The sequence below is a fragment of the uncultured Aquimarina sp. genome, assembly GCF_947492115.1.
Classification (GTDB): domain Bacteria; phylum Bacteroidota; class Bacteroidia; order Flavobacteriales; family Flavobacteriaceae; genus Aquimarina.
This window is the reverse complement of sequence record NZ_CANLMM010000001.1, coordinates 658,707-681,256: the sequence shown is the minus strand read 5'-3', so window position 1 is coordinate 681,256 and position 22,550 is coordinate 658,707. Positions and strand designations below refer to the sequence as shown.

At 31.3% G+C, this 22,550-nt stretch carries 17 protein-coding genes; 12 read left to right on the top strand and 5 right to left on the bottom strand.

The annotated features are described in order from the left end of the window. The first annotated feature begins 3 nt into the window (after window positions 1-3). The 3 genes from Q1A73_RS03095 (at window position 4) to Q1A73_RS03085 (ending at window position 2,407) form a co-directional block, all read left to right on the top strand. On the top strand, window positions 4-687 hold the full coding sequence (locus Q1A73_RS03095) for a hypothetical protein (protein ID WP_299601417.1): 684 nt from the start codon (window positions 4-6) through the stop codon (window positions 685-687). Between the two features lie 463 nt (window positions 688-1,150). Further along, complete coding sequence (locus Q1A73_RS03090) at window positions 1,151-1,684, top strand: glutathione peroxidase (protein WP_299601414.1); 534 nt, start codon at window positions 1,151-1,153, stop codon at window positions 1,682-1,684. Between the two features lie 144 nt (window positions 1,685-1,828). Beyond that, a complete protein-coding gene (locus tag Q1A73_RS03085) occupies window positions 1,829-2,407 on the top strand; it encodes a fasciclin domain-containing protein (protein WP_299601412.1) in 579 nt (192 codons plus the stop codon). A 187-nt stretch (window positions 2,408-2,594) separates the two neighbouring features. Here Q1A73_RS03085 and Q1A73_RS03080 read toward each other — a convergent pair whose 3' ends face one another. Next, window positions 2,595-3,287 carry a LytTR family DNA-binding domain-containing protein gene (locus Q1A73_RS03080; protein WP_366141414.1) on the bottom strand — a complete coding sequence of 231 codons (693 nt, stop codon included), beginning with the start codon at window positions 3,285-3,287 and terminating at the stop codon, window positions 2,595-2,597. Then, window positions 3,287-4,075, bottom strand: coding sequence for a histidine kinase (locus tag Q1A73_RS03075; protein WP_299601410.1), 789 nt, complete (start codon window positions 4,073-4,075; stop codon window positions 3,287-3,289). Before Q1A73_RS03075 ends, Q1A73_RS03080 begins: the two co-directional genes overlap by 1 nt. A 210-nt stretch (window positions 4,076-4,285) precedes the next feature. Here Q1A73_RS03075 and Q1A73_RS03070 point away from each other — a divergent pair, with 210 nt between their 5' ends. Both Q1A73_RS03070 and Q1A73_RS03065 read left to right on the top strand, forming a co-directional pair. Further along, a complete protein-coding gene (locus tag Q1A73_RS03070) occupies window positions 4,286-5,158 on the top strand; it encodes an ABC transporter ATP-binding protein (protein ID WP_299601408.1) in 873 nt (290 codons plus the stop codon). A gap of 6 nt (window positions 5,159-5,164) precedes the next feature. Further along, window positions 5,165-8,452, top strand: coding sequence for a M1 family aminopeptidase (locus tag Q1A73_RS03065; RefSeq protein WP_299601406.1), 3,288 nt, complete (start codon window positions 5,165-5,167; stop codon window positions 8,450-8,452). A 41-nt stretch (window positions 8,453-8,493) separates the two neighbouring features. Here Q1A73_RS03065 and Q1A73_RS03060 read toward each other — a convergent pair whose 3' ends face one another. Both Q1A73_RS03060 and Q1A73_RS03055 read right to left on the bottom strand, forming a co-directional pair. Next, a complete protein-coding gene (locus Q1A73_RS03060; RefSeq protein ID WP_299601405.1) occupies window positions 8,494-9,192 on the bottom strand; it encodes a LytTR family DNA-binding domain-containing protein in 699 nt (232 codons plus the stop codon). Further along, window positions 9,182-10,198 (bottom strand): histidine kinase, encoded by a 1,017-nt coding sequence (locus tag Q1A73_RS03055; RefSeq protein ID WP_299601403.1) that lies wholly within the window; start codon window positions 10,196-10,198, stop codon window positions 9,182-9,184. Before Q1A73_RS03055 ends, Q1A73_RS03060 begins: the two co-directional genes overlap by 11 nt. 164 nt (window positions 10,199-10,362) lie before the next feature. On the opposite strand from Q1A73_RS03055, the gene Q1A73_RS03050 reads away from it, so the two are divergent. The 4 genes from Q1A73_RS03050 to Q1A73_RS03035 all read left to right on the top strand — a co-directional run bounded on the left by Q1A73_RS03050 (window position 10,363) and on the right by Q1A73_RS03035 (window position 16,149). Beyond that, complete coding sequence (locus Q1A73_RS03050; RefSeq protein WP_299601402.1) at window positions 10,363-12,201, top strand: S41 family peptidase; 1,839 nt, start codon at window positions 10,363-10,365, stop codon at window positions 12,199-12,201. 337 nt (window positions 12,202-12,538) lie between these two features. Beyond that, window positions 12,539-13,633: a histidine kinase gene (locus Q1A73_RS03045; protein ID WP_299601399.1), complete on the top strand. Its 1,095-nt coding sequence runs from the start codon at window positions 12,539-12,541 to the stop codon at window positions 13,631-13,633. Further along, window positions 13,614-14,369, top strand: a complete 756-nt coding sequence (locus Q1A73_RS03040; protein WP_299601397.1) for a LytTR family DNA-binding domain-containing protein — start codon at window positions 13,614-13,616, stop codon at window positions 14,367-14,369. Before Q1A73_RS03045 ends, Q1A73_RS03040 begins: the two co-directional genes overlap by 20 nt. A 133-nt stretch (window positions 14,370-14,502) precedes the next feature. Continuing rightward, the gene (locus Q1A73_RS03035) at window positions 14,503-16,149 is read left to right on the top strand and encodes a tetratricopeptide repeat protein (protein ID WP_299601395.1); all 1,647 of its coding nucleotides are present in this window, start codon (window positions 14,503-14,505) and stop codon (window positions 16,147-16,149) included. Between the two features lie 159 nt (window positions 16,150-16,308). On the opposite strand, the gene Q1A73_RS03030 is transcribed toward Q1A73_RS03035, so the two are convergent. Then, window positions 16,309-17,196 (bottom strand): dienelactone hydrolase family protein, encoded by an 888-nt coding sequence (locus tag Q1A73_RS03030; RefSeq protein WP_299601393.1) that lies wholly within the window; start codon window positions 17,194-17,196, stop codon window positions 16,309-16,311. A gap of 246 nt (window positions 17,197-17,442) precedes the next feature. Between Q1A73_RS03030 and Q1A73_RS03025 the strand changes: the two genes are divergently transcribed. The 3 genes from Q1A73_RS03025 (at window position 17,443) to Q1A73_RS03015 (ending at window position 21,704) form a co-directional block, all read left to right on the top strand. Next, window positions 17,443-18,381, top strand: coding sequence for a nuclear transport factor 2 family protein (locus Q1A73_RS03025; RefSeq protein WP_299601390.1), 939 nt, complete (start codon window positions 17,443-17,445; stop codon window positions 18,379-18,381). Window positions 18,382-18,427: 46 nt separating this feature from the next. Then, on the top strand, window positions 18,428-19,027 hold the full coding sequence (locus tag Q1A73_RS03020; RefSeq protein ID WP_299601388.1) for a DUF6642 family protein: 600 nt from the start codon (window positions 18,428-18,430) through the stop codon (window positions 19,025-19,027). Between the two features lie 223 nt (window positions 19,028-19,250). Next, complete coding sequence (locus tag Q1A73_RS03015; protein ID WP_299601386.1) at window positions 19,251-21,704, top strand: T9SS type A sorting domain-containing protein; 2,454 nt, start codon at window positions 19,251-19,253, stop codon at window positions 21,702-21,704. Window positions 21,705-22,550: the final 846 nt, after the last annotated feature.

Here is a 22,550-nt window from a genome sequence, read left to right as displayed (position 1 = left end):
ATTATGGGTTTCAATAGGTTTCAGAAATTAGGAGGAATTTGTGCAATAATACTTGGTATTATTTATATAGTAGCTTTTATAATCTATGGCGCAGTGCTAGAATTTCCAGATGCTGATGCGATTGCAATAGAAAAATTAAAGTTCTTATCTGATAATTACCATATCCTTTTTATTATCAATTTTATTAGTTATGTCTTATTTGGAATGCTATTAGCTGTATTAGTAGTTTCCACACATCAGCGTATAAAGGATCATTTTCCTAATTTTTCACAATTAACCTCAGTTTTTGGGATCATCTGGGTGGGATTGGTGATTGCGAGTGGTATGATTTCTAATATTGGTCTCGATTCAGTTATTACTTTAGGAAATACTGAACCAGAAAAGGCAATGTCAATATGGTCAAGCATAAGTATCGTTTCAGAAGGTCTTGGTGGTGGTAATGAGATAGTAGGAGGGATCTGGGTATTATTATTAAGTTTTTTGGGATCTAAAAAAGAAATATTTTCTAAACCTGTAAACATTCAAGGTTTTATAGTAGGGTTAGCGGGTGTTTTAACGGTAATTCCGGTAGATATATTTAAAGAAATCTTTGGTCTTAGTCAGATTATATGGTTTATAAGTATTGGTGTTTTTATGATACGTAAACCGTTGGAAGATTATAAGATTAGAACGAAAACCATTAAATAACTAAACTACTAAATCTCAATCGTTCTTCTGATTATAATTTTTATGATATGCCCTGATAACAAAAACTATCCAAATCAAAAAAATAGTGGTGACGATTATTGAATATATAATTACAGGATCCATTAGGGATTGTTTTTAAAATAGTTAAGAAAACCTAAGATGGTAGGAGCCCATAAACCTATAAATATAGCTTCCTGTTTTCTACCAGCACTAAAAGAATAATGTGACAAACAAATAACAAATATCACCGTTAGTAGCATTATCACATTCATTACACCTACCTTTTTTATAAAATTTTTGATCATGCTTGGATATCGTATTAAACCTTCTGGAAATAACTAACTAAAAAACACAATTTGTTTAAACTTTAGTTAAATTAGTTAAACAAATATACAATACGAATTATCTTTATAAAAATTTTCTAACCAAAAAATTACCTGTTAATACCACTAAAACAAATACAATGAATTTCATTACTAAAATAAAAACCAAATCCAAAGTATCTCAAAACAAAGGAAATACAAGTACTTCATCTATTTATGATATCAAGATAAATAGTCTAGAAGGTAAGGAAATTAATCTTGCTGATTTTAAAGGAAAAAAGATATTGTTTGTGAATGTTGCTTCTAAATGTGGATTTACAGGACAATATAAAGATTTACAAAAATTATACGATACATATCAGGATACATTGATGATTATTGCTTCGCCATGTAATCAATTCGGAAAACAAGAACCTGGAGATGCTTCTCAAATTCAATCGTTTTGTGAACGAAATTATGGAGTAACCTTTTTAGTTACTGAAAAAATTGATGTTAAAGGAACAAATCAACATAAGTTATATGAATGGCTTACTAACAAGGATTTAAATGGTAAGAAAAACTCTAGTGTAAAATGGAATTTTCAGAAGTATTTAGTAGATGAAGAAGGTGAATTTATTGATTTCTATTTTTCCATTACAAAACCTATGAGTTCATCTATCACTAAACATTTATAGAGATTATTAATAACATTTTGAACTTATAAAATGAGAGTTGTCAATTAAGTTTTAATATTTTGTTTAATATTTTTAACTAAAGTTTAAACAAAAATATAACAATTGATGCAATTACTTGATTACCTTTGAAATAAAACGTTAATTATGAAAAAACTTATTATCACAACATGTTTGTTCGGAGGGCTTTTAATTTTTGCATCATTCACTCATTTTTCAACCGAAAATACGTCTGAATATGCTACTAAAACAACTCCGACAGAGAAGGTAACTAAAGAAAAGAAACCAACTATTGTTGGTGTAGCAGCATCAAATGAGAATTTCACCACCCTAGTTGCAGCAGTAAAAGCCGCAAACTTGGTAGAAACTTTAAAAGGAGATGGACCGTTTACAGTATTTGCTCCTGTTAACGATGCTTTTGCAAAACTGCCTGATGGAACAGTAGATGGTTTGTTAAAACCAGAAAGTAAGAAAACATTAACCGCTATTTTAACGTATCATGTAGTTTCTGGAAAATTTGTAGCTGCTGATGTAATCAAAGCGATTAAAGATGGTAACGGTTCTTTTTCAATAACTACTGTCCAAGGAAATAAATTGGTAGCTTCTTTAGAAGGTGACGCTGTTGTTCTTACGGATGCAAAGGGAGGAACATCAAAAGTTGTTCTTACAGACGTAGAAGCTGCGAATGGAGTTATACACGCTATTGATACAGTAGTAATGCCATAAGGAATAGAACCATATCCTTAGAATCTAGTTAGATTCTGATATTATTTAAAGAGATCCTCGTAGTTTATAAACTATGAGGATTTTTTTAATAAGTTACAAATCAGTCAAAATCAATCGTGTTTTCAGACTATAATTAATGAATAGAGTAATGAATATGTAGACAAAGAGGAATTGAATCAGATTGCAATTACTTAAATAAAGTTTTTAGGTTGTTTTTATATACTTTGCCAATCGGTATTACAAAATCTCTTATTAAAATTCTATTTCCTTCAATTTCATTAATATGCTTTTTGGCTACGATAAAAGACTTGTGGGTTTGCAAGAATGCATTTGTAGGTAGTAAGTTTAGCATATCAGATATCTTTTCCCGTACCTGAATTTCATTCGTTGCTGTAACCACTTTGATATAGTTACCAGTAGCTTCAATAAATAAAATATCTTCGGTTTTTACCTGTATTAGTTTTTTATTATATCGCAGAAATAAGCTTTCGTCCTCTTTTTTAATGTTTGGAGTAGGAGCAATGCTTTCTTCCTTTTTAACTTCGATCTTATTAATGGCCTTGATAAAACGTTCGAAACTAAAGGGTTTTAAGAGGTAATCTACTATATTAAGTTCATAACCTTCTACAGCGTATTCCTGATAAGCAGTAGTTACAATTATATTTGGAGGATGTTTTAATGTCTTTAAGAATTCGAATCCTTTGAGTTTAGGCATATTTAAATCTAAGAAGATGACATCTATTTTATGCTTCGTAAGACATTCCATGGCTTCTATAGCATCATAACAATGCTGTACAAAGATAAGATTCGGCAATGAATCACAATATCCTTTTATAATATCATGAGCAATATGTTCATCATCCACTATAATATACTTCATTATATCTCTAATCTAAGTTTTGCAGTGTAAATATCGTGATTAATTGAATTCGTTAATTCATGTTTTTTAGGATACGCTAAGGTTAGTCTTCTGGTAAGATTTTGTAATCCAATACCTTTTTCTCCTTTTATTTCTTCATCAAAATTATTTTCAATTTCAAATACGATACTACTTTGTTTTGATGTAATGGAAATATTCGCAAATGCATTCGTACGTAATACTTCTAATCCATGTTTAAAAGCATTTTCTACCAAAATGATAAATAACAAAGGCATGATTTTAAGTTCTTCATTATCAATATCCACTTCAAAATTTATTGTTATATCCTTATGATAGCGCATCTTATGCAATTCTATATAGTTATATATAAAATCAATTTCTTGCTGTAGACTCACATATTCTTTTTGTCCTTCGTAGATACTATAACGCATCATATCTGATAACTTCAGAATAAGTGTTTTTGCCTTTTCACTGTCTTTATCTACTAATCCGTACAAATTGTTCAACATATTAAAGAAAAAATGAGGATTTACCTGAGATTGCAGGTGCATAAGCTCCGTTTTCTTCTTCTCATTTTTTAGGTTAATTAAAAACTTGATGTTAACAAATAGCCAATGAAAAACAGCAATACAGACTGCTACAAAATATAAGAAAAGGAATTCTATAAATCCTTCTAGCTTTCCAAACGAATCATTAAAAAAGACAATAATCAACCCTATAAAGACCAATAAGATTCTAATTACTCGAATAGAAAACACCTTTTTTATGGATGACCATTTAAAATTCATACTTCAATATTACCTAAATAAAGTACTGCTTGCAAATTAGTTGGCAAACGTATCAAAAATGTATCCGAACTAATGAAATAGTGAGACAAACGTCTCTTATCACGACTAAGGTTACGTACACAACATTCCATCATGAATACATCCCAATTTCTTTTTCGGGAAATGGATCACTACTAAGTTTGTCTATATCAATCTAAAAAACGAACAGTTATGCAACTGATAATCGATAACATTAGTAAAACCTATGATAATGGTGTACAAGCATTACAAGGTATATCATTAAAAATTCCAAAAGGAATGTTTGGTTTATTAGGACCAAACGGAGCAGGAAAGTCTACCTTAATGAGAACCATTGCTACCTTACAAGATGCGGATAGTGGTCATATCTTTTTTAATGATTTGAACATTTATAAGGATAAGAATGCGATTCGGAAAGTACTAGGATACTTACCACAACAATTTGGAGTATATCCAAAAATGTCGGCAGAAATACTACTTAATCATCTTGCTGTGTTAAAAGGGATCACCAACAAAAAAAAACGTAAAGAAGTTGTACATGTACTTTTGGATAGAACGAACTTGTATGAAGTTAGAAAACAGAATCTTGGTGGATTTTCTGGTGGAATGAAACAACGTTTTGGTATTGCTCAAGCACTTTTGAATAATCCAAAATTATTGATTGTAGATGAACCCACAGCTGGACTAGATCCAAAAGAACGTAATCGGTTTTACAATCTTCTTAGTGAAATAGCGGAAAATACCGTCGTTATATTATCTACCCATATTGTGGATGATATTAAGGAGTTATGTCACCAGATGGCCATCATCAATAGAGGAGAAGTGATCTTAAAAGGAAACCCATTAGAACTTATTGAACAAGTACAAGGAAAGGTTTATCAGAAAACTATTGATAGATCAGAATTCAAATTGTACAAAAGCCAATATCAGGTGATAAATGAAACCTTTTTTATGGGTAAACCTGTTGTTCAGATTATGAGTAATTCAAATCCGGGTAATGGATTTGAGCCTATAGACGCAGGTCTAGAAGAAGTGTATTTCTCACAAATCAATCAATCAAAATAGTATACTATGTGGTACGAAATATTCAAATTCGAATTAAAATATAGAATGCAACGCCCAGAAACCTATGTGTTTTTCGGATTTCTATTATTATTTTCCATAGTTGGTGTAGATTTTATTTTCCAAGGTGTAGAAACAGGTTTAATGAAAATGAATGCACCAATGATCATAGCAAAAACTATGGGTGCTATAACAGGTATTTTTATGATTATGGTATCCATGATTATGGGGGTTCCTGTACTGCGAGATTATCAGTATCATACCGAAGCTTTATTATTTACAAATCCGATTAAAAAATTGGATTATCTGTTAGGTAGATTTTTAGGCTCTTTATCTGTTTTACTATTCATATTTACAGGTGTATTAATCGGGATGATGATTGGTTCACAGATGCCTTGGCATAAAGAAGAAGAGATGCTAGCATTTCAGATCCTTCCTTACATTCAATCATTTGTAGTTATTGTAATACCCACTTTGTTTTTTGGTGCAGCTACATTTTTTGTTACCGGAATGCTTAGTAAAAAAATGCTGGTAGTGTATACCCAAGGGATTGTTGTGTTTGTATTGTTTTTGCTTACAAAAGCAATTAAAAATGAATATGTACAAGGTTTATTAGATCCTTTTTCTCTTACCACATTAACTCAGTACGCTAAAGAATATTCAGTTTCAGAACTCAATTCACTAGCCATTACGTTTAACGGAATATTATTACATAATAAATTGTTATGGATGGTTTTAGGAATTGGGATTTTAAGTTATGGATATTATAAATTTTCCTTTAGCTCTCTCACCAAGAAACCAAAAAGAATATTGAAAAAAACAGTTAAAAAGAGCAAAAATTACACAAATACTAGCCTTTTGATGCCAAATATGAGTATACACTTAGATTTTAGAGCACAGCTCATACAGCTGTACGAACTTTCTAAATTCTATATTCTTTCGTTAGTAAAGGAAACTTCGTTTTGGGCAATTGTATTGTGTGGTATGATCATAATCATGATCAATTCCGTGAATTTAGGTACTGTTTATGAAGTAAATAGTTATCCCGAGACACATTTTATCATTGCAGAATTGCAAGAAATGTCTATGTACTTTTTTATCATCATTTTATTATTCTATTCAGGTGAATTAATTTGGAAAGAAAGAAACAATAAACAATATCTCCTTAATGATGCCACACCAATTTCTGATGTAATTACGTTAGCCAGCAAGTTTATCGCATTACAAAGTATTTATGTTATCTTAATGCTAAGCTTAATAGGTATAGGTATTTTGTTTCAAGCATTTAGCGGGTATTACAAATTCGAATTAGAAGTTTATTTTTCAGGTTTTTTTATAGAAATATATCCGTTTTTTATGCTATACACATTCGTTACTTTTTTCTTTCAGGTAATTAGCAAAAATAAGTATCTGGGGATCTTTTTAACCTTAATCTTTTTTCTCTTAACTATTGGATTAGAAGTATTTGGTATCACTCATAGTTTATTCAAGTTTGGTGGTAAACCATTGGGTACATATTCTGTAATGAACGGGTATGGACATTTCCTAAAACCGTATGTATGGGTGAAAGCGTATTGGATCGTATTTGGTGTTATTATTTTTGTGATCAGTACTTTATTACTAAATAGAGGAGTGGCTATCTCGCTACCTAGTCGTATAAAAACTATCAGCAAGCGAATTACAAAACCAATCAAGTACACGAGTATGGCACTTTTATTGGTCTTTTTTATGTTAGGAGGTTATATTTTCTATAACACCAATATTCTAAATATCTATTGGACAGCTAATCAGCAACAAGCCTTTAGAGTAGAATATGAAAAAACACTAAAACCATTCGAATACATTCCGCAACCAAAGATTACAGCAGTTGATTTAAACGTGGAATTATATCCAGAAAACAGAAGTTATGAGATCAACGGAACCTATACGTTACAAAACACTACAAAAGAACCTATTCATGAAGTTCATATTCAGAAATTAATTGCATCGCATGTATCTTTAGATACCATTTCTTTTCAAGGTGGTGCCATTGCTAATACAGCATATCAAAAATTTGAATATACGATCTATACCTTGTCGAAACCTTTAGCGCCTTCAGATTCTATAGAAATGAAATTCACACAGTCTTTTGCTCCAAAAGGATTCGAAGAAGATCATTCAGATACTCAAATAGTACATAATGGAACTTTTTTTAACAATAGTATATTACCAACATTAGGCTATCATAAAAAGTATGAGTTGCGAGATCATGACGTACGCGAAGAATTTGGATTAGCTACTAAGACATCCAAAGCGGAAATTAGTGATACAAAAGAATTGGTGAATGCTCGTTCTGGGAGCGATTCTGATAGAATAGTATTACAAGTTCGTATTGGAACAAGCAAGGATCAAACGGCTATTGCACCAGGAAATCTAATGAAACAATGGAAAGAGGATGAGAGAAACTATTTTATGTATCAAACAGAACAACCAATTATCAATTTTTATGCTATTACCTCTGCAAAATATGAAGTTATAAAAGATCAATGGACATCTACAGAAACAACGACAAAACCAGTGGATTTAGAAATCTATTATGATAAGAATCACTTTTATAATTTAGATAGAATGATGAGCGCCATGAAAACCTCATTAAGTTATTTTAGTAAACACTTTAGTCCGTATCAATATGCGCAATTACGTATTATGGAGTTTCCTCGGTATGCTGAGTTTGCTCAATCTTTTCCCGGTACGGTTCCTTTTTCTGAAGGAATAGGATTTGTATTAGACATAGATGATAAAACGGATGTAGACATGGCGTTTTATGTGACTGCACATGAAGTAGCGCATCAATGGTTTGGGATGCAAATAGAAGCGGCTAATGTACAAGGACAGAATTTTGTATTAGAAACATTATCTCAATATGCCGCGCTTATGGTGTTACAGCAGCAGTATCCCAAGGAAAAAGTAACTCAATTTTTAGCATTACAAGAAGAATTGTATCATGAGAAACAACGGAAAGCTATTTCCGAACCATCACTTGCATTGGTGACGAACGAAGATTTTGTGTATTATCATAAAGGAGCTTTGGCCATGTACAAATTGCAACAAGAAGTGGGAGAGGAGTCAGTAAATCTAGCATTACATCGGTTTATCGCTGATTGGAATACCCATAATGGAAATATAAAGACCAAGACTAGTAGATATGCTACTTCACAAGATGTGTTAGACTACTTCAGAATGGTTACTCCAAAGGACAAACAGTATCTAATCCATGAACTATTTGAAACTACTAAAAATGTAAATGAGCTTCAATGAATATCAAAAGAGTAATTGATTATAGAACGTTATTTACAAAGCTACAACTTATTGTTTTGTAGATAACGTTTTAAATCTTCTCTATAAGTACTACCAACAGGTATATCATTAGATCCAATAGCAACACTCTTACCGTTATACTGTTTTATTTTGTCTAAGGGCACAATGTATGACTTGTGAATTCGTATAAAATTATACGGTTCTAGCGTATGCTCGATAGATTTTAAAGTTTTTAAAGCCAAGCAATAGGTGTTACCTGTAACAAGCTTCGCATAGTCCTTTAAGCCTTGGATGTAATCAATTTCGTGTATGAATACTTTAATAAAATCATCACCATCCTTTACAAAAAAAGAAGGTGCTAATCTATCTTGAATTGATATGTTTTTTAAATTTTCAAAACGAGAAATAGTCTTCGAAAATCGCTCAAAAGAAATAGGTTTCAATAGATAATCTAAAGCATTTAAATCAAAACTCTCTACAGCATATTCACTGAAAGAAGTAGTCATTACATAGGTTGTGGCATTTTGAGTAAGCTTTATTAATTCCATTCCAGAGATTTCGGGCATCGCAATATCCGTAAAAACAATATCTACTTGATCATTAAGCTTCAGATATTGAAAAGCACTAACAGCATCTGTAAATGTTTTGACGATTTCAAAGTTTGAAAAACGTTCTAAATAATATACAATCACATCAATAGCTAATTGTTCATCATCAATTATTACAGCTTTATATATCATGTAATATAATTTTAAGTTCTGCCTTAAATACTGTTTCAGTCTTGCTTATGGTTAACCAAGCATTCTTAGGATACAAAAGTTTTAATCTGTTTTTTAAATTCTCCAGACCTTTTCCTTTTCGCTGTGTTTCCTGAAAATGTTGTTTTTTAAATACACTATTTTCCACGGAGAATAATAGTTCATTCTCATCTAAAACTAATTTTATGTGTACGTAAGCATTTTTTACATTGGTATAAAATCCATGTTTGAATGCATTTTCTACAAGTGTAATTAATAAAAATGGCTCTATAAATAGTGGTTGCGATGTATCATTAGTAAGAGTAAATAGGATATTAGCGTCCTTGCCAAAACGTATCTTTTCGATTGCAATATATTGGTGTATAAAATCTATTTCTTTGCTTAAACTAACTTTTTCAGGATGTGATTCATCTGTCATATAACGCATCATACTCGATAGTTTTAAGATATACTCAGATGTTTCATGACTATTTTTTAGGGATAAACTGTACAAAGAATTAAATGCATTGAATAAAAAATGAGGATGTAATTGATTTCGTAAGAGTTGTTTTTTAGCTAGATGTAACTCCTTCTCCAGAGTTTTATATTTCGTTAGTGTTTCTAATTGATGAACGAAGTAAAAGAGTAAATAAAATAATAAGGATCTACCTAAGAAACTGGTAAAGTAGTCATAGATCTTTTCAAATCGATGTATGTTATAAATTCGATATTCCTTCAATGATGCTAATGCTACAAGAATAACTATAAAAAACACTACATATACAGTCTTTTTCCATAAACTTTCTATTTGTAGCACGTAGTGGTACAATATAAATGCAATCAAAACACATATAAAATTCTCTATCGCATCGCTAGTAAAGAAAAACAATATATTATTAGGCAAAAAGTAGTAGGCAGTTCTCAGTAACTGAAACGTAATAAAAGATGTCAATCCAACATAAAAAATACGTTGAATCGTTTGTATAGTTTTATTTGAAAGTTGTGCCATAATACATAAAAACTAAATCAAAGTAAATATATAAAAACGAATATCAGTTAAATAGAGTAGAAGCGAAGGGTTGTCGATTATAAAGCCATACTTGTCGATTTCATTTATAAACTCCTGCACGTGTAGCTAGTTTTGATACTATGATTCACTTAAAATATTGAAAAATGAAACACTACACACTATTCTTATTAGTTAGTTTTTACACATTAATATGTACTGCACAAAATTTACAGTTAGAAAAAGCTTCTCCTTTTACTGCTGTTATTTGGGAAGAAGATCATCCTATCGTAAAATTTGAAGGAAACTGGTACAAACTAGTACAAATAGAGGATTATAAAACCGATGAGATCCTATCTTTTTGCAAACAACAGTATAGCAGCAAATGGAAAAAACGTTTTTCTGAAGATCTGGTAGAAGTCCTAAAGTCCTGGGGAGTACAACCTATGGTTAAAGTGAAACTATTATTAGCTAACAAATCTAATGAAATCAAAGAGTTTGTTGGAACTTACACGTATGAAAACAGACAAAAAGTATTGCGATATAATCGAGATCGTCCTAAACAATTAAAAACCATAAAAACATCTCATGCAATTGACGATATTGATACATTTTATAAGATTCTTAAAGAACGTTCTTCCTATATACATCTATCAGATTATAACTATCATCTTGCTATAGAATCACTCAGAACTAAGATTGCTACTAGTAAAACGGATATTGATATCAATTATTTGACTCACGAACTGGCCAAAATACTAGCAACATTAGGAGATCGACATTCTTATGTGATTAATGAGGCTTTTGATATAAAAGATGTTCCCGATCATACACTACAATTACCATTTTCTTTGGCTGTTTTACAACAAAAAGTGGTGGCTTTAAAACTAATGAAGAAGTCTTCCAATTATACCTACCTATATCCCAACTATCCTTACTTAAAAGCTATTAATGATATACCTATATATAAGATAATAGATTCTTTTGCATATCGATCAAAAAAGGCACCCAAAGAGGCAAAACTAAGTCTAGGATCGTTACAAATTCAACAACTTGGAAAGTTATATTTCAGAAACAACCTATCATTACCAAAACAAACCCGAATAATATTTTCTGATGGTATTAAGGATACCACAGTAGTTGTAAAACTACAGAATACAGTTCATAAGTATGTTTCAAAACTTACCCAAAAAAACAAATCAATCTTAAAAGAAATTAAAAAAGGGAACTATAACAGTGTATCAAAAATCATTGAAGGTCATATAGCGTATATCAAAATTCCACAAATGCGGTCTTTTAAAGATACAGAAGGTTTTAAAGGGTATTTGGATAAGACGTTTAAAGCAATGCAAAACACAAAAGCCATGATCATCGATCTACGTCATAATCCAGGCGGAACCAGAGATATCATACAATTGGCCGCTAATTATCTGATTCCAAAATCCAAATCACCTTGGGTAGCTAACGTTGCATATTTGAGAACCAATCATAAAGATTCTACACACAAATCAATGACTAATCGATATTTATACACTTACGAAGCAGTAACTAAAACCGATAAAAAAGCGATTACAGAATTTAATGAGCAATTTTCATTACTACATACCTTTGATAAAACAGCTTTTAGTAACCCACATTATATGGTCTTACATGCAGGAGATCATCCATATACCAAACCTGTTTATATCTTGGTGGATGAATATACTTTTAGCGCAGCATCGGTATTTACAAGTGTTTTTAAGGGTTTACCAAACGTAAAAATAGTAGGAGTGACTACCGATGGCTCTAGTGGTAATTCCAAAAAGTTTACACTAAAACATTCCGATATCAAATTTAAAATTTCTACGATGTTATCATTTCAGCGAAATGGAAAAACATTAGATGGTAATGGAACCAAACCCGATATCGTCATAGAAAGAAACGAAAAGCAAGTATTAGAAGGAGAAGATTATCAGTTACAAACACTCATCGAAATGATTAATTTTCAGGTTACAAAAGATGATTAATATAAATACATATCGTGTACTTCATCATAAATACCAATAACAGAATTCAAATAACATTACAACCACAGGTATCACCATTCAAAAATAGAATACGACATTTCAACATATTCTCGTTTCATTATTACATACGTTCTAAGATATTTATGCTTAGTAAAAAACTAACAATGGTTCTTTTTTTAGTTTGTGTGCTATTCAAATAATTACGTTATTCGTGTATGTATGGTATCCAAGAAAAGAAAACTAGATGTTAGCACCTTTGAATTTGAATGTGTTTTAGAAAACACTCGTTTGTTTCCCTGCTTCAAAAAAAGGATATGTCTTTATTAAATTAGCATCTATGCCATTATTCAATAAACAGAAACGTATACAATATTTAGGATTTGATGATGTTCGATCTTGCCTGATTGGTATTGCTATCATAAGTTTTATCACCAATTATCTTTTTAACACTACACCAGAACGTAATACATTCGATCTAATATTTATTGGTTATGCAGTTAATGTGTTCTTTACTATTTGCTATTGGCTGTTGATACGTAACATCTTAATCTTTTTGAGAAAAAAATATCCCGATTTTAAAGATGATAAAAAGCGTATTAGTATTCTCTTCCTATCCGTAGTCTGTACTGTAGTTATTGTGGATTATGTAGGAGGTGAATTAACATCTCGTGTTATTAGGTTATTTGGATACTATTCTAATCATCGTGTAGAATTAAAAGTGCTAATTCCCATTATGATTATTACCATTATGGTCATGGCGATTTATGAGGCTATTTACCTCTATAATCGATTAAAAAGGTCTATACGAGAAGAAGAACAAGCCAAACAAGTAATGATTCAGGCACAATTGGATACATTAAGAAACCAAGCTCGTCCTCATTTCTTATTCAATAGTTTAAACACATTGCGAGATATTATCGATCAAGATTCTAAAGAAGATGCTAAGGGTTTTGTAGATAATCTATCAGATGTGTACCGTTTTATTATTGAATCTGGTAATTCTAACATCATATCGCTAGAAAAAGAACTAAAATTTGCTAAAGCTTATATTCATATACAATCCGAAAGATTTGGAGAAAACTTGCAAGTACACTGGGATATTCCAGAAGACAAGCTTTCGATTATGATTGTACCTATGAGTTTACAGTTATTACTAGAAAATGCAATCAAACACAATGTAGTTTCCAGATCCAAGCCATTGATTATAAACGTATCCGTAGAAGAAGATAGGTTAGTGGTACGTAATAAAATCCAGGTCAAGTCTACCCAAACTCCATCTACAAAAATTGGATTAAAGAATATTGAAAAGCGATATCAATTAATAGCTGACAAAACACCTATCATTACGAATGATGGTGAGCATTTTGTAGTTACATTACCCTTATTAAATGCATCAAATCAAAAGAAAAATCATGAAAATAGTAATCGTTGAAGATGAGCCACGTGCAGCACGTCAATTGGAAAATTTATTACACAAAACTACTTTTGATTTTGAAATACTGACTGTTATTGATTCTGTTGAAGATTCTGTTTCTTGGTTTCAAAAAAATATGTCTCCAGATTTAGTATTTATGGATATTCAACTAGCAGATGGTTTAAGTTTTGAGATTTTTCAGAAAACAGAAGTGACAGCACCTATTATTTTTACTACAGCTTTTGATCAATATGCTATTCAGGCGTTTAAAGTAAATAGCATTGATTATTTGCTCAAACCCATCAAGCAGAATGATTTAGACGCTGCGCTTCATAAATTCTCAAGATCCCAAAGCCCATCAAATCCTATTGAAGCCAATATTCTGAAAGAGTTACTGAGCAGTATGCAAACACCGCAAGAAAGATCGGGAATATTGGTGAAGGAGGGAAGTGGTTTTGTACAAATACGCATTTCTGAGCTTTTATATATGTATTCACAAGATAGTATCACTTTTGGTATTACCCATAACAAAAGATACATCATAGATGAAACGATGGACCAATTATTTGATTCTTTAGATCATGCTAAGTTTTACAGAATCAATAGAGGTCAAATCATTTCCAAAATAGCCATTCAAAAAATAGAACCTTATTTTAACCATCGTGTAAAGCTAAGTATATCAAATCCTCGTGATCAGGAATTCATTGTAAGCAGACAAAAAACAAGCGATTTTAAAGATTGGATGAACAAATAGAATATTGGTGACGTTTCAACCAACAATAACTACGTTTCAACATAAACTACTACTATATAGGATAGATTAGAACCATATTTGTGATGTAATTAATAATCAATCACTGAACGAATTCAGTTAAAAAAATGTCATCATGAAAAAAGTACTCATTATTATCCAATTACTATGCTGTTTACAATTATCAGCACAGCAAACAAGTGCGAAGCAATGGCAAGAAGACTTACGATTTCTTCAAAACACTATTCATAAAGACTATTCTTTTCTTTTTGTAAAAACGACCAAAGAAGATTTTGATACAAAGGTTGAAACATTATATAAAGAAATTCCCAACTTACAAGAACATGAAATCCGAGTAGGATTGTCTCGTATCGTATCTTCTTTTAAATATGGTCATACGCAGATTCCTTATGGTACAGTAACTAAGAGTGGAATTCTACCTATTAATATATATGATTTCAATGATGGAATTTATATTGAAGGGGTTCAAAAACAGTATAAAGAAGTATTAGGAGCAAAAATATTGAAGATAGGAGAGACGCCTATAGAAAAAGCAATAGAACTGGTATATCCAGTAGTTCCAGTAGAAAATGAGCAATATTTTAAAGCCTATGGAGTGCGATTTTTACTATCTGCAGAAGTATTACATGCGCAAGGAGTAATCCCTACATTATCTAATAAAGTGACATTAACACTTGAAAAAAATGGAAAAGTATTTACGCATGAGTTTACTACTATCGATAGAAAAGATAAACCAAGAACTTTTAATTTTACACTACCAACAGAAGATTGGCTTACTGCTAGAAACACTGATACAACACCTCTATATTTAAAAAATTTAGATGATAAAAAATATGATTTTGAATATTTAGAAGATAAAAAGACTTTGTATGTAAGACAAAGTTCAGTATTTAATGATCCCAAAGAAACCTTAGCACAATTCTACAAGCGCCTGTTTGAGTTTATTGATGCAAATAACGTGGAAAAATTAGTGTATGATGTACGTTTAAATGGTGGCGGGAACAATTACAACAATCTACCATTAATTAAAGGGTTAATGGCTAGACCAAATCTTAATAAAAAAGGAAACTTCTATTTCATCATTGGTCGCGATACATTTTCCGCTTGTCAGAATTTAACCAATGAAATTACCAGGTATACAGAAGCAATTTTAGTAGGAGAACCTACTGCAGAAAACATTAACTTTTATGGTGATGCTAGAGCTGTACAATTACCAAATAGCAAGATCAATGCATATATATCCTATTTATGGTGGCAAGATTATCCTGCTTTAGAAAATAAAGATGCGACAGTACCAAGTATTCCTGTTACCATGAGTTATAACGATTACGTACAGAACAAAGATGTAGTGTTAGAAGCTGCGTTGAACTTTAATGCAGAAGGTTTCCAGCCAAAACCTATGGAGTACATCACACAGTTATATATCACTGGGCAAGGAGCAAAATTAGCACAAGTATTACCACAAATGGTACAAGATCCACGATACGCTTTCTGCGATTTTGAAACTGAATTAAATAAAAAAGGAAACATTTTATTAGAAAGTGGTCGCATGCCAGAAGTTCAAGGATCGATACAGGTATTTTCTATGATTATGCAAATGTACCCTAATTCTGCTATGACATATAAAAACTTGGGTAGAGCATATTTAAAGGTTGGAGATACTAAAAAAGCAACCGAATTACTGAACAAAGCAATCACATTAGACACTGATGGCGAACATGCTAAAGCAGCCAAAAAAACACTCTTAACTATTTCTAATTAAGGAAGAGATTATCTAAAAAATAACATATCTCTGTCAAACTAAGCTTGTCGAAGTTTTTAATCAAATAATTTTAATTTGTCTTCGACAGGCTCAGACTGACAAACAGAAGTTTTAAATAATTTTTAGACTTCTTTTTAATGATTATTACAAAAAAAATCGTTACACTAAATGCTTATTAAAAAAGGCTATAGTACGTTCCCAAGATAAATTCGCTGCTTTTTTATCGTATCGTGGAGTCGTATTATTATGAAAACCATGATTTGCATTTGCATACATATGTGCTTTATACGGTATATTATGCTCCTTTAATACTTTCTCATAATCAGGCCATCCGGCATTTACTCTTTTATCCAATTCAGCATATTGCAATAATAAGGGAGCTTTTATTTTTTTAGCATCTTCAGCACTTGGTTGTCTACCGTAGTATGGAACGGCAGCTTTTAGTTCTGGCAGTCGAACAGCCATCATATTAGAAATCCATCCACCAAAACAGAATCCAACCACACCAACATTTCCATTGCAATCTTCATGATTTTTTAGATATTCATAGGCGGCGATAAAATCTTCTAACATCTCATTACGATCTCTTTTTTTCTGAAGCGCACGTCCATCATCATCATTTCCAGGATATCCTCCAAGTGGTGATAAGGCGTCTGGTGCCAGAGAAATAAATTTTTCTTTTGCAGCACGTCTTCCCACATCTTCTATATAAGGATTTAGTCCTCTATTTTCATGAACAACAATAACACCTGGCAACTTAGTTTCATGATTTTTTGGCTTCGATAAAAGCCCTTTTATAGTACCTCCACCTTTAGAAGAATCATACCTAATAAAGTTAGAATCAATTGTTGGATCCTTAGGGTTTACGAGTAGTGTATCTATATAATTAGGAGATACAAAACTTAATAAAGAGGAAACTGTAACACCACCCACTGCATATGCGGATAATTTTTCTATAAACTGTTTTCTATTAAGACCGTTGTGCGCATAATCATCATATAAGTCAAAAACTTCTTGTTGAATGTCTTCTTTTTTTAATTTTTCCATAAAAAGAGATGGTTTAGTTAGAACAAGAGGAAATTACATCTTTTATGATCAAATTTTATTAAGATTTCCCTAAAATGAAAATAGTGTTATGTTTTGGCTAAAGTGTAGCACATACGTACTATTTTTTTATTCCAACTACCAAAGTGTGATGAATCTATCTATTTTGTATGCCAAGATCATGATTTAAGTAGGAAACTGGTTGTAAACATTAGACTTTTACGGCATATTAATATTAAAAAAGTCGAAATGAAAAAGTACATCTTAGTAGTAGCCATGTTGCTAACAATTCAGTTTACAAATGCGCAATCTAAAATAGATGAAGATCGGAATACATCAGTTATCAGTTTAGTTATTCTTAATGATAACGGAGATGTTTTAATAAAAAAAGCAACAATTGGTTGGATAACCATAGGTGCATTTTATGAGAAAAGACACACGATCAATGAGGTAATCGATAGTATCTCTAATAAATATGGAGTGTCTATATTAAAACCAAACCTCAAAGGTGTTTTTACCTATAAATATGACTTTAATAATTCGTTAAGCGTACGACAGGTGTATGTGGCTAAATCTACTACGAATGATTTACCAACAAATAAAAATGTAGAATTCCGTTGGGCTCCAAAAGAAGAGGCTATAGAAAAATTTAAAAGTACTATTCCATCTTTAGGTGAAATGATAGCACAAGTTATTGAGTATCCGGAAGTAGTTTGGGGTGGATCTTTTTTAATAAAAAAGGAAAACGAGAAAAAGACTTCTATGATAACAGAGAATTTTTATCCGATAAGCGATGCTTCCACATACAGAGAATCATCATATGATCCTGCAGTAGTAAAAGCACTTCAAAAATATATGGAAGGTAGTTCTTATAACAAAAAAGAAATACTATTAAGTGCTTTTGCAGACAATGCAGTGTTATATCTAACAAATAGGGAAGGGGATTTCAAAAGATACACTCCAATCGAGTACGCTGGTTTCTTTAAAAATGCCGAAAAAGGAAAGTTCAATGGGAGAGAAGCTAAAATTTTAGATATTAAGGTTACAAAAGAAATAGCTACCGCAAAAGTTGAAATCGCAGGACCTAACAGAGCGTGGGTTTATATTGATTTATTCCTGCTTAAAAAGTTTAAAAACGATTGGAAAATTATTAGTAAAACGGCGGCAAGGGTTGATGATATAAATTAAAGAAATACATTATTTTTGTTGTATACAACGTATAGACCCTGAAAATTTGTTAGAGAAAAGACGACAATTACCACAACAAGAATCTATAGATACAGATTATTTCATTTACTGTTTAGAAGCAGTGAATGATATAGAAACGCACGAAATTACCGAAGCTCAAAAAAAATTAGAACAATTGACTTCCCAATATGGAGTGGCTAGTATTTATAAAACCTGTGATACTATTGAAGGTTTAGAGGATAGCTTAAATACATTGGTTATGGATGATCATCATTTTACAAATTATGAAATCATCTACTTGGTCATTACAGGTGAAGCCAATAGTATTTGTTTGAATGATTACTATTATAGTTTACAGGAGATTGCAGAAATTTTTGAAGGGAAATTGCAAGGAAAGATTTTACATTTTTCCAATGCTAAAGTGCTTGATTTAGATGAAGAAGAAGCACAGTATTTTTTGGATATCACGGGTGCAAGAGGGGTTTCTGGCTATGGCCATGAATTTAATGGTATAACGAGTTCAAATCTTGACATAGCATTCTTTAACCTATTTAAAGAAGATGATAATATGTTGGATGTGGTAGAAGAGTTGCATCAAAGACATTACAAAATCTGTAAACTACTTGATTTTAGATTGTATTATTAACTAAGATTTCACTCCTTTTCTATTTTACATAATATAAACGCTGAAAACCCCGTATTTGAAAAATAAGGAGGGGTAATGCAGAAATAAGTAAGTAATTAAGTTTTTACATATTTTAATCAATGGAGTAAACAAAAAGGTGCTTAAATTTTCATTAATAATCTATGAAAATATATTTTAATCGGTTTAAATACTTATTTTTTATATTTTTGGATAAAATTAACAAATGAAAAACAATATTTTTCTTACTATAATTTTTATTTCTGCTTTTAGTTATTCTCAAGAGATAAATTTTGTAGCGCATACCATAATCGATGCGAGTACTAAGACAGATCGAGCTAGTTCTATAAGTACTGCAGATTTTGATGGAGATGGTGATTTAGATGTGCTAGGTTCTTCGTATTGGGATGATAAAATTTTTTGGTACCAAAATGAAGGAGATGAACAACTTAGCAAACAACAACTAATAACTGATCAGGCCAATGGTGTAAGAAATGCAGTTCCTGTTGATATTGATAATGACGGTGATATAGATATAGTAGCGTCTTTACAATTAGATAATAAAGTGGTTTTGTATAAAAATATAGATGGTGAGAATTTTGAAGAACAAGCTTTAAGTTTAAGCCAAGAACAAATATTTGTTGTATATAGTGTTGATTTAGATAATGACAATGATTATGACTTAGTTTTTGGCTCTCCTGGCGAAGTTTCTTGGTCAGAAAACATAGATGGCGCTGGAAACTTTTCTGAAAAAAAAATTATTTCTGCTGGAGGATTTGTGAGAAGTGCAATTTTCTTCGCAGACATAGATGGTGATACCTATATTGATATTATTGAGTCTACATCAGGTTTTTCAAGTACTGTTAAATGGTATAGAAATAATTCTGATTTAAAAGAATTCGATAGCTCGATTGTTATTAACGCTGATGCCAGAGGTGTCTCTTCTTTATACATGGACGATATAGATAATGATGGTGATAATGACCTTATTTTAACTTCGGTTATTGATTATGAAATTATTTGGTATGAAAACCTGGATGGAATGGGAAATTTTTCGGGTCAAAACGTAATATCTTCAGATTTTGTAAATGCTGGAACTGTGAGACTTGATGATATTGATGGTGATAATGATCTTGATGTTGTAGCAGGTTCAGAATCCAGTTCAAAATTAGCTTGGTTTGAGAATGTGGATGGAAATGGAAACTTTAGTATTAAACATGAGGTTACAAATAGGTCTGTAAGGGTGCGATCTATATTTTCTGCAGATTTTGATGAAGACAATGACTTAGATCTTTTTTATGCTTCCTATGAGGATTCAAACCTAATTTGGCATGAAAATCTAAATGGAAACGGAGATTTTGGTCCGGAAATAATGATAAGTCGTGATGCTGAGAATGTAAAATCTGTATTTACAGTCGATATTGATGGAGATGGTGATAATGATGTGATTTCAGGCTCAAATGATCAACGAATTGCATGGTATGAAAATTTAGACGGTGATGGATCTTTTGGATTGCAAAAGGTTATTATCTCGGGATTACAAACAGTAAATTTTGTACATGCCGAGGATATAGATGCTGATGGTGATTACGACATCATAGCAGAAATTGCAGGATACCCAGGAAATAAGATTATATGGTTAGAAAATTTAGATGGGAAAGGAAATTTCAGTCAAGAAAAAACTATTGAAGAAGGTATAGAGGCTGTGATCAATATTTCAGTAAGTGATTTGGACAACGATAGTGATTTTGATATAATTGTTTCTTCATCTCAGGAGAAGATAATAGCTTGGTATGAAAACACAGATGGAAAGGGGAATTTTAGTTCTAGGCAAGTCATACTAAGTGATATAAATCGACCACTAGCAATGAGTATCTGTGATATTAACAATGATAGTCATCTAGATATAGTTTATGGGAATAATCTTTATGATAACGATGGATTTTATTGGATTAAAAATCAGGGTGGAGCAGATAGTTTTGAAGAACCTTCTAAAATTTCACGTTTTGCAGATCATACGAATTATGTGATATGCTCAGATATTGATAATGATGGTGATTTTGATGTATTTGGAGTAGCACCCAATATATTATTGTATAAAAATGTAGATGGTAATGGTAGTTTTGGCTTCAAAATTAATGTATCCAGCTTTGCCAACGTAGAGCAGGTCATCAGTGTTGATGTTGATTTGGATGGAGATTTGGATGTTGTAGAGAGCAGTACAAGAGATGATAGGATTGCTTGGTATGAGAATTTGGATGGTACAGGTGAAAATATGAGTGATGTAAAATTAATTTTAGGAGACATCGATTTTATAACATCTATGGCTACTAGTGATATTGATAATGATGGTGATATGGATTTTGTTATTTCTTCACAATATGAAGATAAGATTTATTGGATTGAGAATAAAGCTGAAGAAACTACCTTGTCAGTAGATCAATATCAATATGATACTATTAGTCTATTTCCTATCCCTACTAACGAAATGGTAAGTATAATTAACCCTAATAAATTAGAAATAGATAAGGCCGTAATTTATTCTTTAGACGGGACGGTAGTTTTAGAACAAAATCAAAAACTTTCTTCTATAAATGTAAGTAGACTTCCTAAAGGTATGTATGTAGTGAAAATTCACTCAGGCAACAATAAAATGGTTAAAAAGATTATCAAAATGTAACATCACGAGAATTACGATAGCATTCTTGAGCTCATCTAAAACGATATTTTATCAAATACACGTTTTCTATTTTACATAATATAAACGCTCAGAATCGCGTATTTAAAAAATTATGGGCGATGGTACAGAATATGGTCTAGTTTTTTAACTGTTTTTAACAAACTTTAAATCAATAGTTTACGGTAATGAGTTATAGCCACACAGCAAATTACGTATAAGCACAAGATAATTTAGATAAGTTGTGTATTTGTAGCTACTAATAATAAACTGACGTATTATAATACACCTATAAATACTCTAAAATCGAACCATTTCTATTTTACATAATATAAATGCTGAGAATGGCGTATTTGAGAAAATATGTAGGATAGTACAGAATATGGTCTAATTTTTTAGTTGTTTTTAATCTGCTTTAAATCAATTGTTTACGGTAATAAATTATAGCCACACAGAAAATTACGTATTTGGAGATTTTTGTACGATTGTACAGTATACACGATTTATAAGCTTCCAGATATTTTAGATAAGTATTGTATAATAGCTATAGATGTTGATTGTTGAGAAATGGACTAGCATTCTTGAGTACAAAAATTTAAAATAAAATGTCACGAAAAATCACGTATTTGAAAATTTCTGGAGGATTGTACAGAATATTGGATTTATAAGCTTCGAGATATTTTAAATAATAAGAAGTTTTACTTTGTTACTACGATTGTGGCGGGCGTGACGCAAAACGACTTTGACATAATATCTGTCGATATAATACGCTGGCGCGTAGTTATATCTGATATTATATCAAATACGTGGTATTCGCCGTTTTGCTTCAATAAATACATTTGTACTATA

What these genes read in the sequence shown, in the direction of transcription:
- Q1A73_RS03045 (WP_299601399.1), top strand. Translation starts at nt 12,539, where the DNA reads ATGCCATTATTCAATAAACAGAAACGTATACAATATTTAGGATTTGAT.
- Q1A73_RS03050 (WP_299601402.1), top strand. Translation starts at nt 10,363, where the DNA reads ATGAAACACTACACACTATTCTTATTAGTTAGTTTTTACACATTAATA.
- Q1A73_RS03035 (WP_299601395.1), top strand. Translation starts at nt 14,503, where the DNA reads ATGAAAAAAGTACTCATTATTATCCAATTACTATGCTGTTTACAATTA.
- Q1A73_RS03025 (WP_299601390.1), top strand. Translation starts at nt 17,443, where the DNA reads ATGAAAAAGTACATCTTAGTAGTAGCCATGTTGCTAACAATTCAGTTT.
- Q1A73_RS03095 (WP_299601417.1), top strand. Translation starts at nt 4, where the DNA reads ATGGGTTTCAATAGGTTTCAGAAATTAGGAGGAATTTGTGCAATAATA.
- Q1A73_RS03090 (WP_299601414.1), top strand. Translation starts at nt 1,151, where the DNA reads ATGAATTTCATTACTAAAATAAAAACCAAATCCAAAGTATCTCAAAAC.
- Q1A73_RS03040 (WP_299601397.1), top strand. Translation starts at nt 13,614, where the DNA reads ATGAAAATAGTAATCGTTGAAGATGAGCCACGTGCAGCACGTCAATTG.
- Q1A73_RS03080 (WP_366141414.1), bottom strand. Translation starts at nt 3,287, where the DNA reads ATGAAGTATATTATAGTGGATGATGAACATATTGCTCATGATATTATA.
- Q1A73_RS03065 (WP_299601406.1), top strand. Translation starts at nt 5,165, where the DNA reads ATGTGGTACGAAATATTCAAATTCGAATTAAAATATAGAATGCAACGC.
- Q1A73_RS03030 (WP_299601393.1), bottom strand. Translation starts at nt 17,196, where the DNA reads ATGGAAAAATTAAAAAAAGAAGACATTCAACAAGAAGTTTTTGACTTA.
- Q1A73_RS03070 (WP_299601408.1), top strand. Translation starts at nt 4,286, where the DNA reads ATGCAACTGATAATCGATAACATTAGTAAAACCTATGATAATGGTGTA.
- Q1A73_RS03085 (WP_299601412.1), top strand. Translation starts at nt 1,829, where the DNA reads ATGAAAAAACTTATTATCACAACATGTTTGTTCGGAGGGCTTTTAATT.
- Q1A73_RS03055 (WP_299601403.1), bottom strand. Translation starts at nt 10,198, where the DNA reads ATGGCACAACTTTCAAATAAAACTATACAAACGATTCAACGTATTTTT.
- Q1A73_RS03075 (WP_299601410.1), bottom strand. Translation starts at nt 4,075, where the DNA reads ATGAATTTTAAATGGTCATCCATAAAAAAGGTGTTTTCTATTCGAGTA.
- Q1A73_RS03060 (WP_299601405.1), bottom strand. Translation starts at nt 9,192, where the DNA reads ATGATATATAAAGCTGTAATAATTGATGATGAACAATTAGCTATTGAT.
- Q1A73_RS03015 (WP_299601386.1), top strand. Translation starts at nt 19,251, where the DNA reads ATGAAAAACAATATTTTTCTTACTATAATTTTTATTTCTGCTTTTAGT.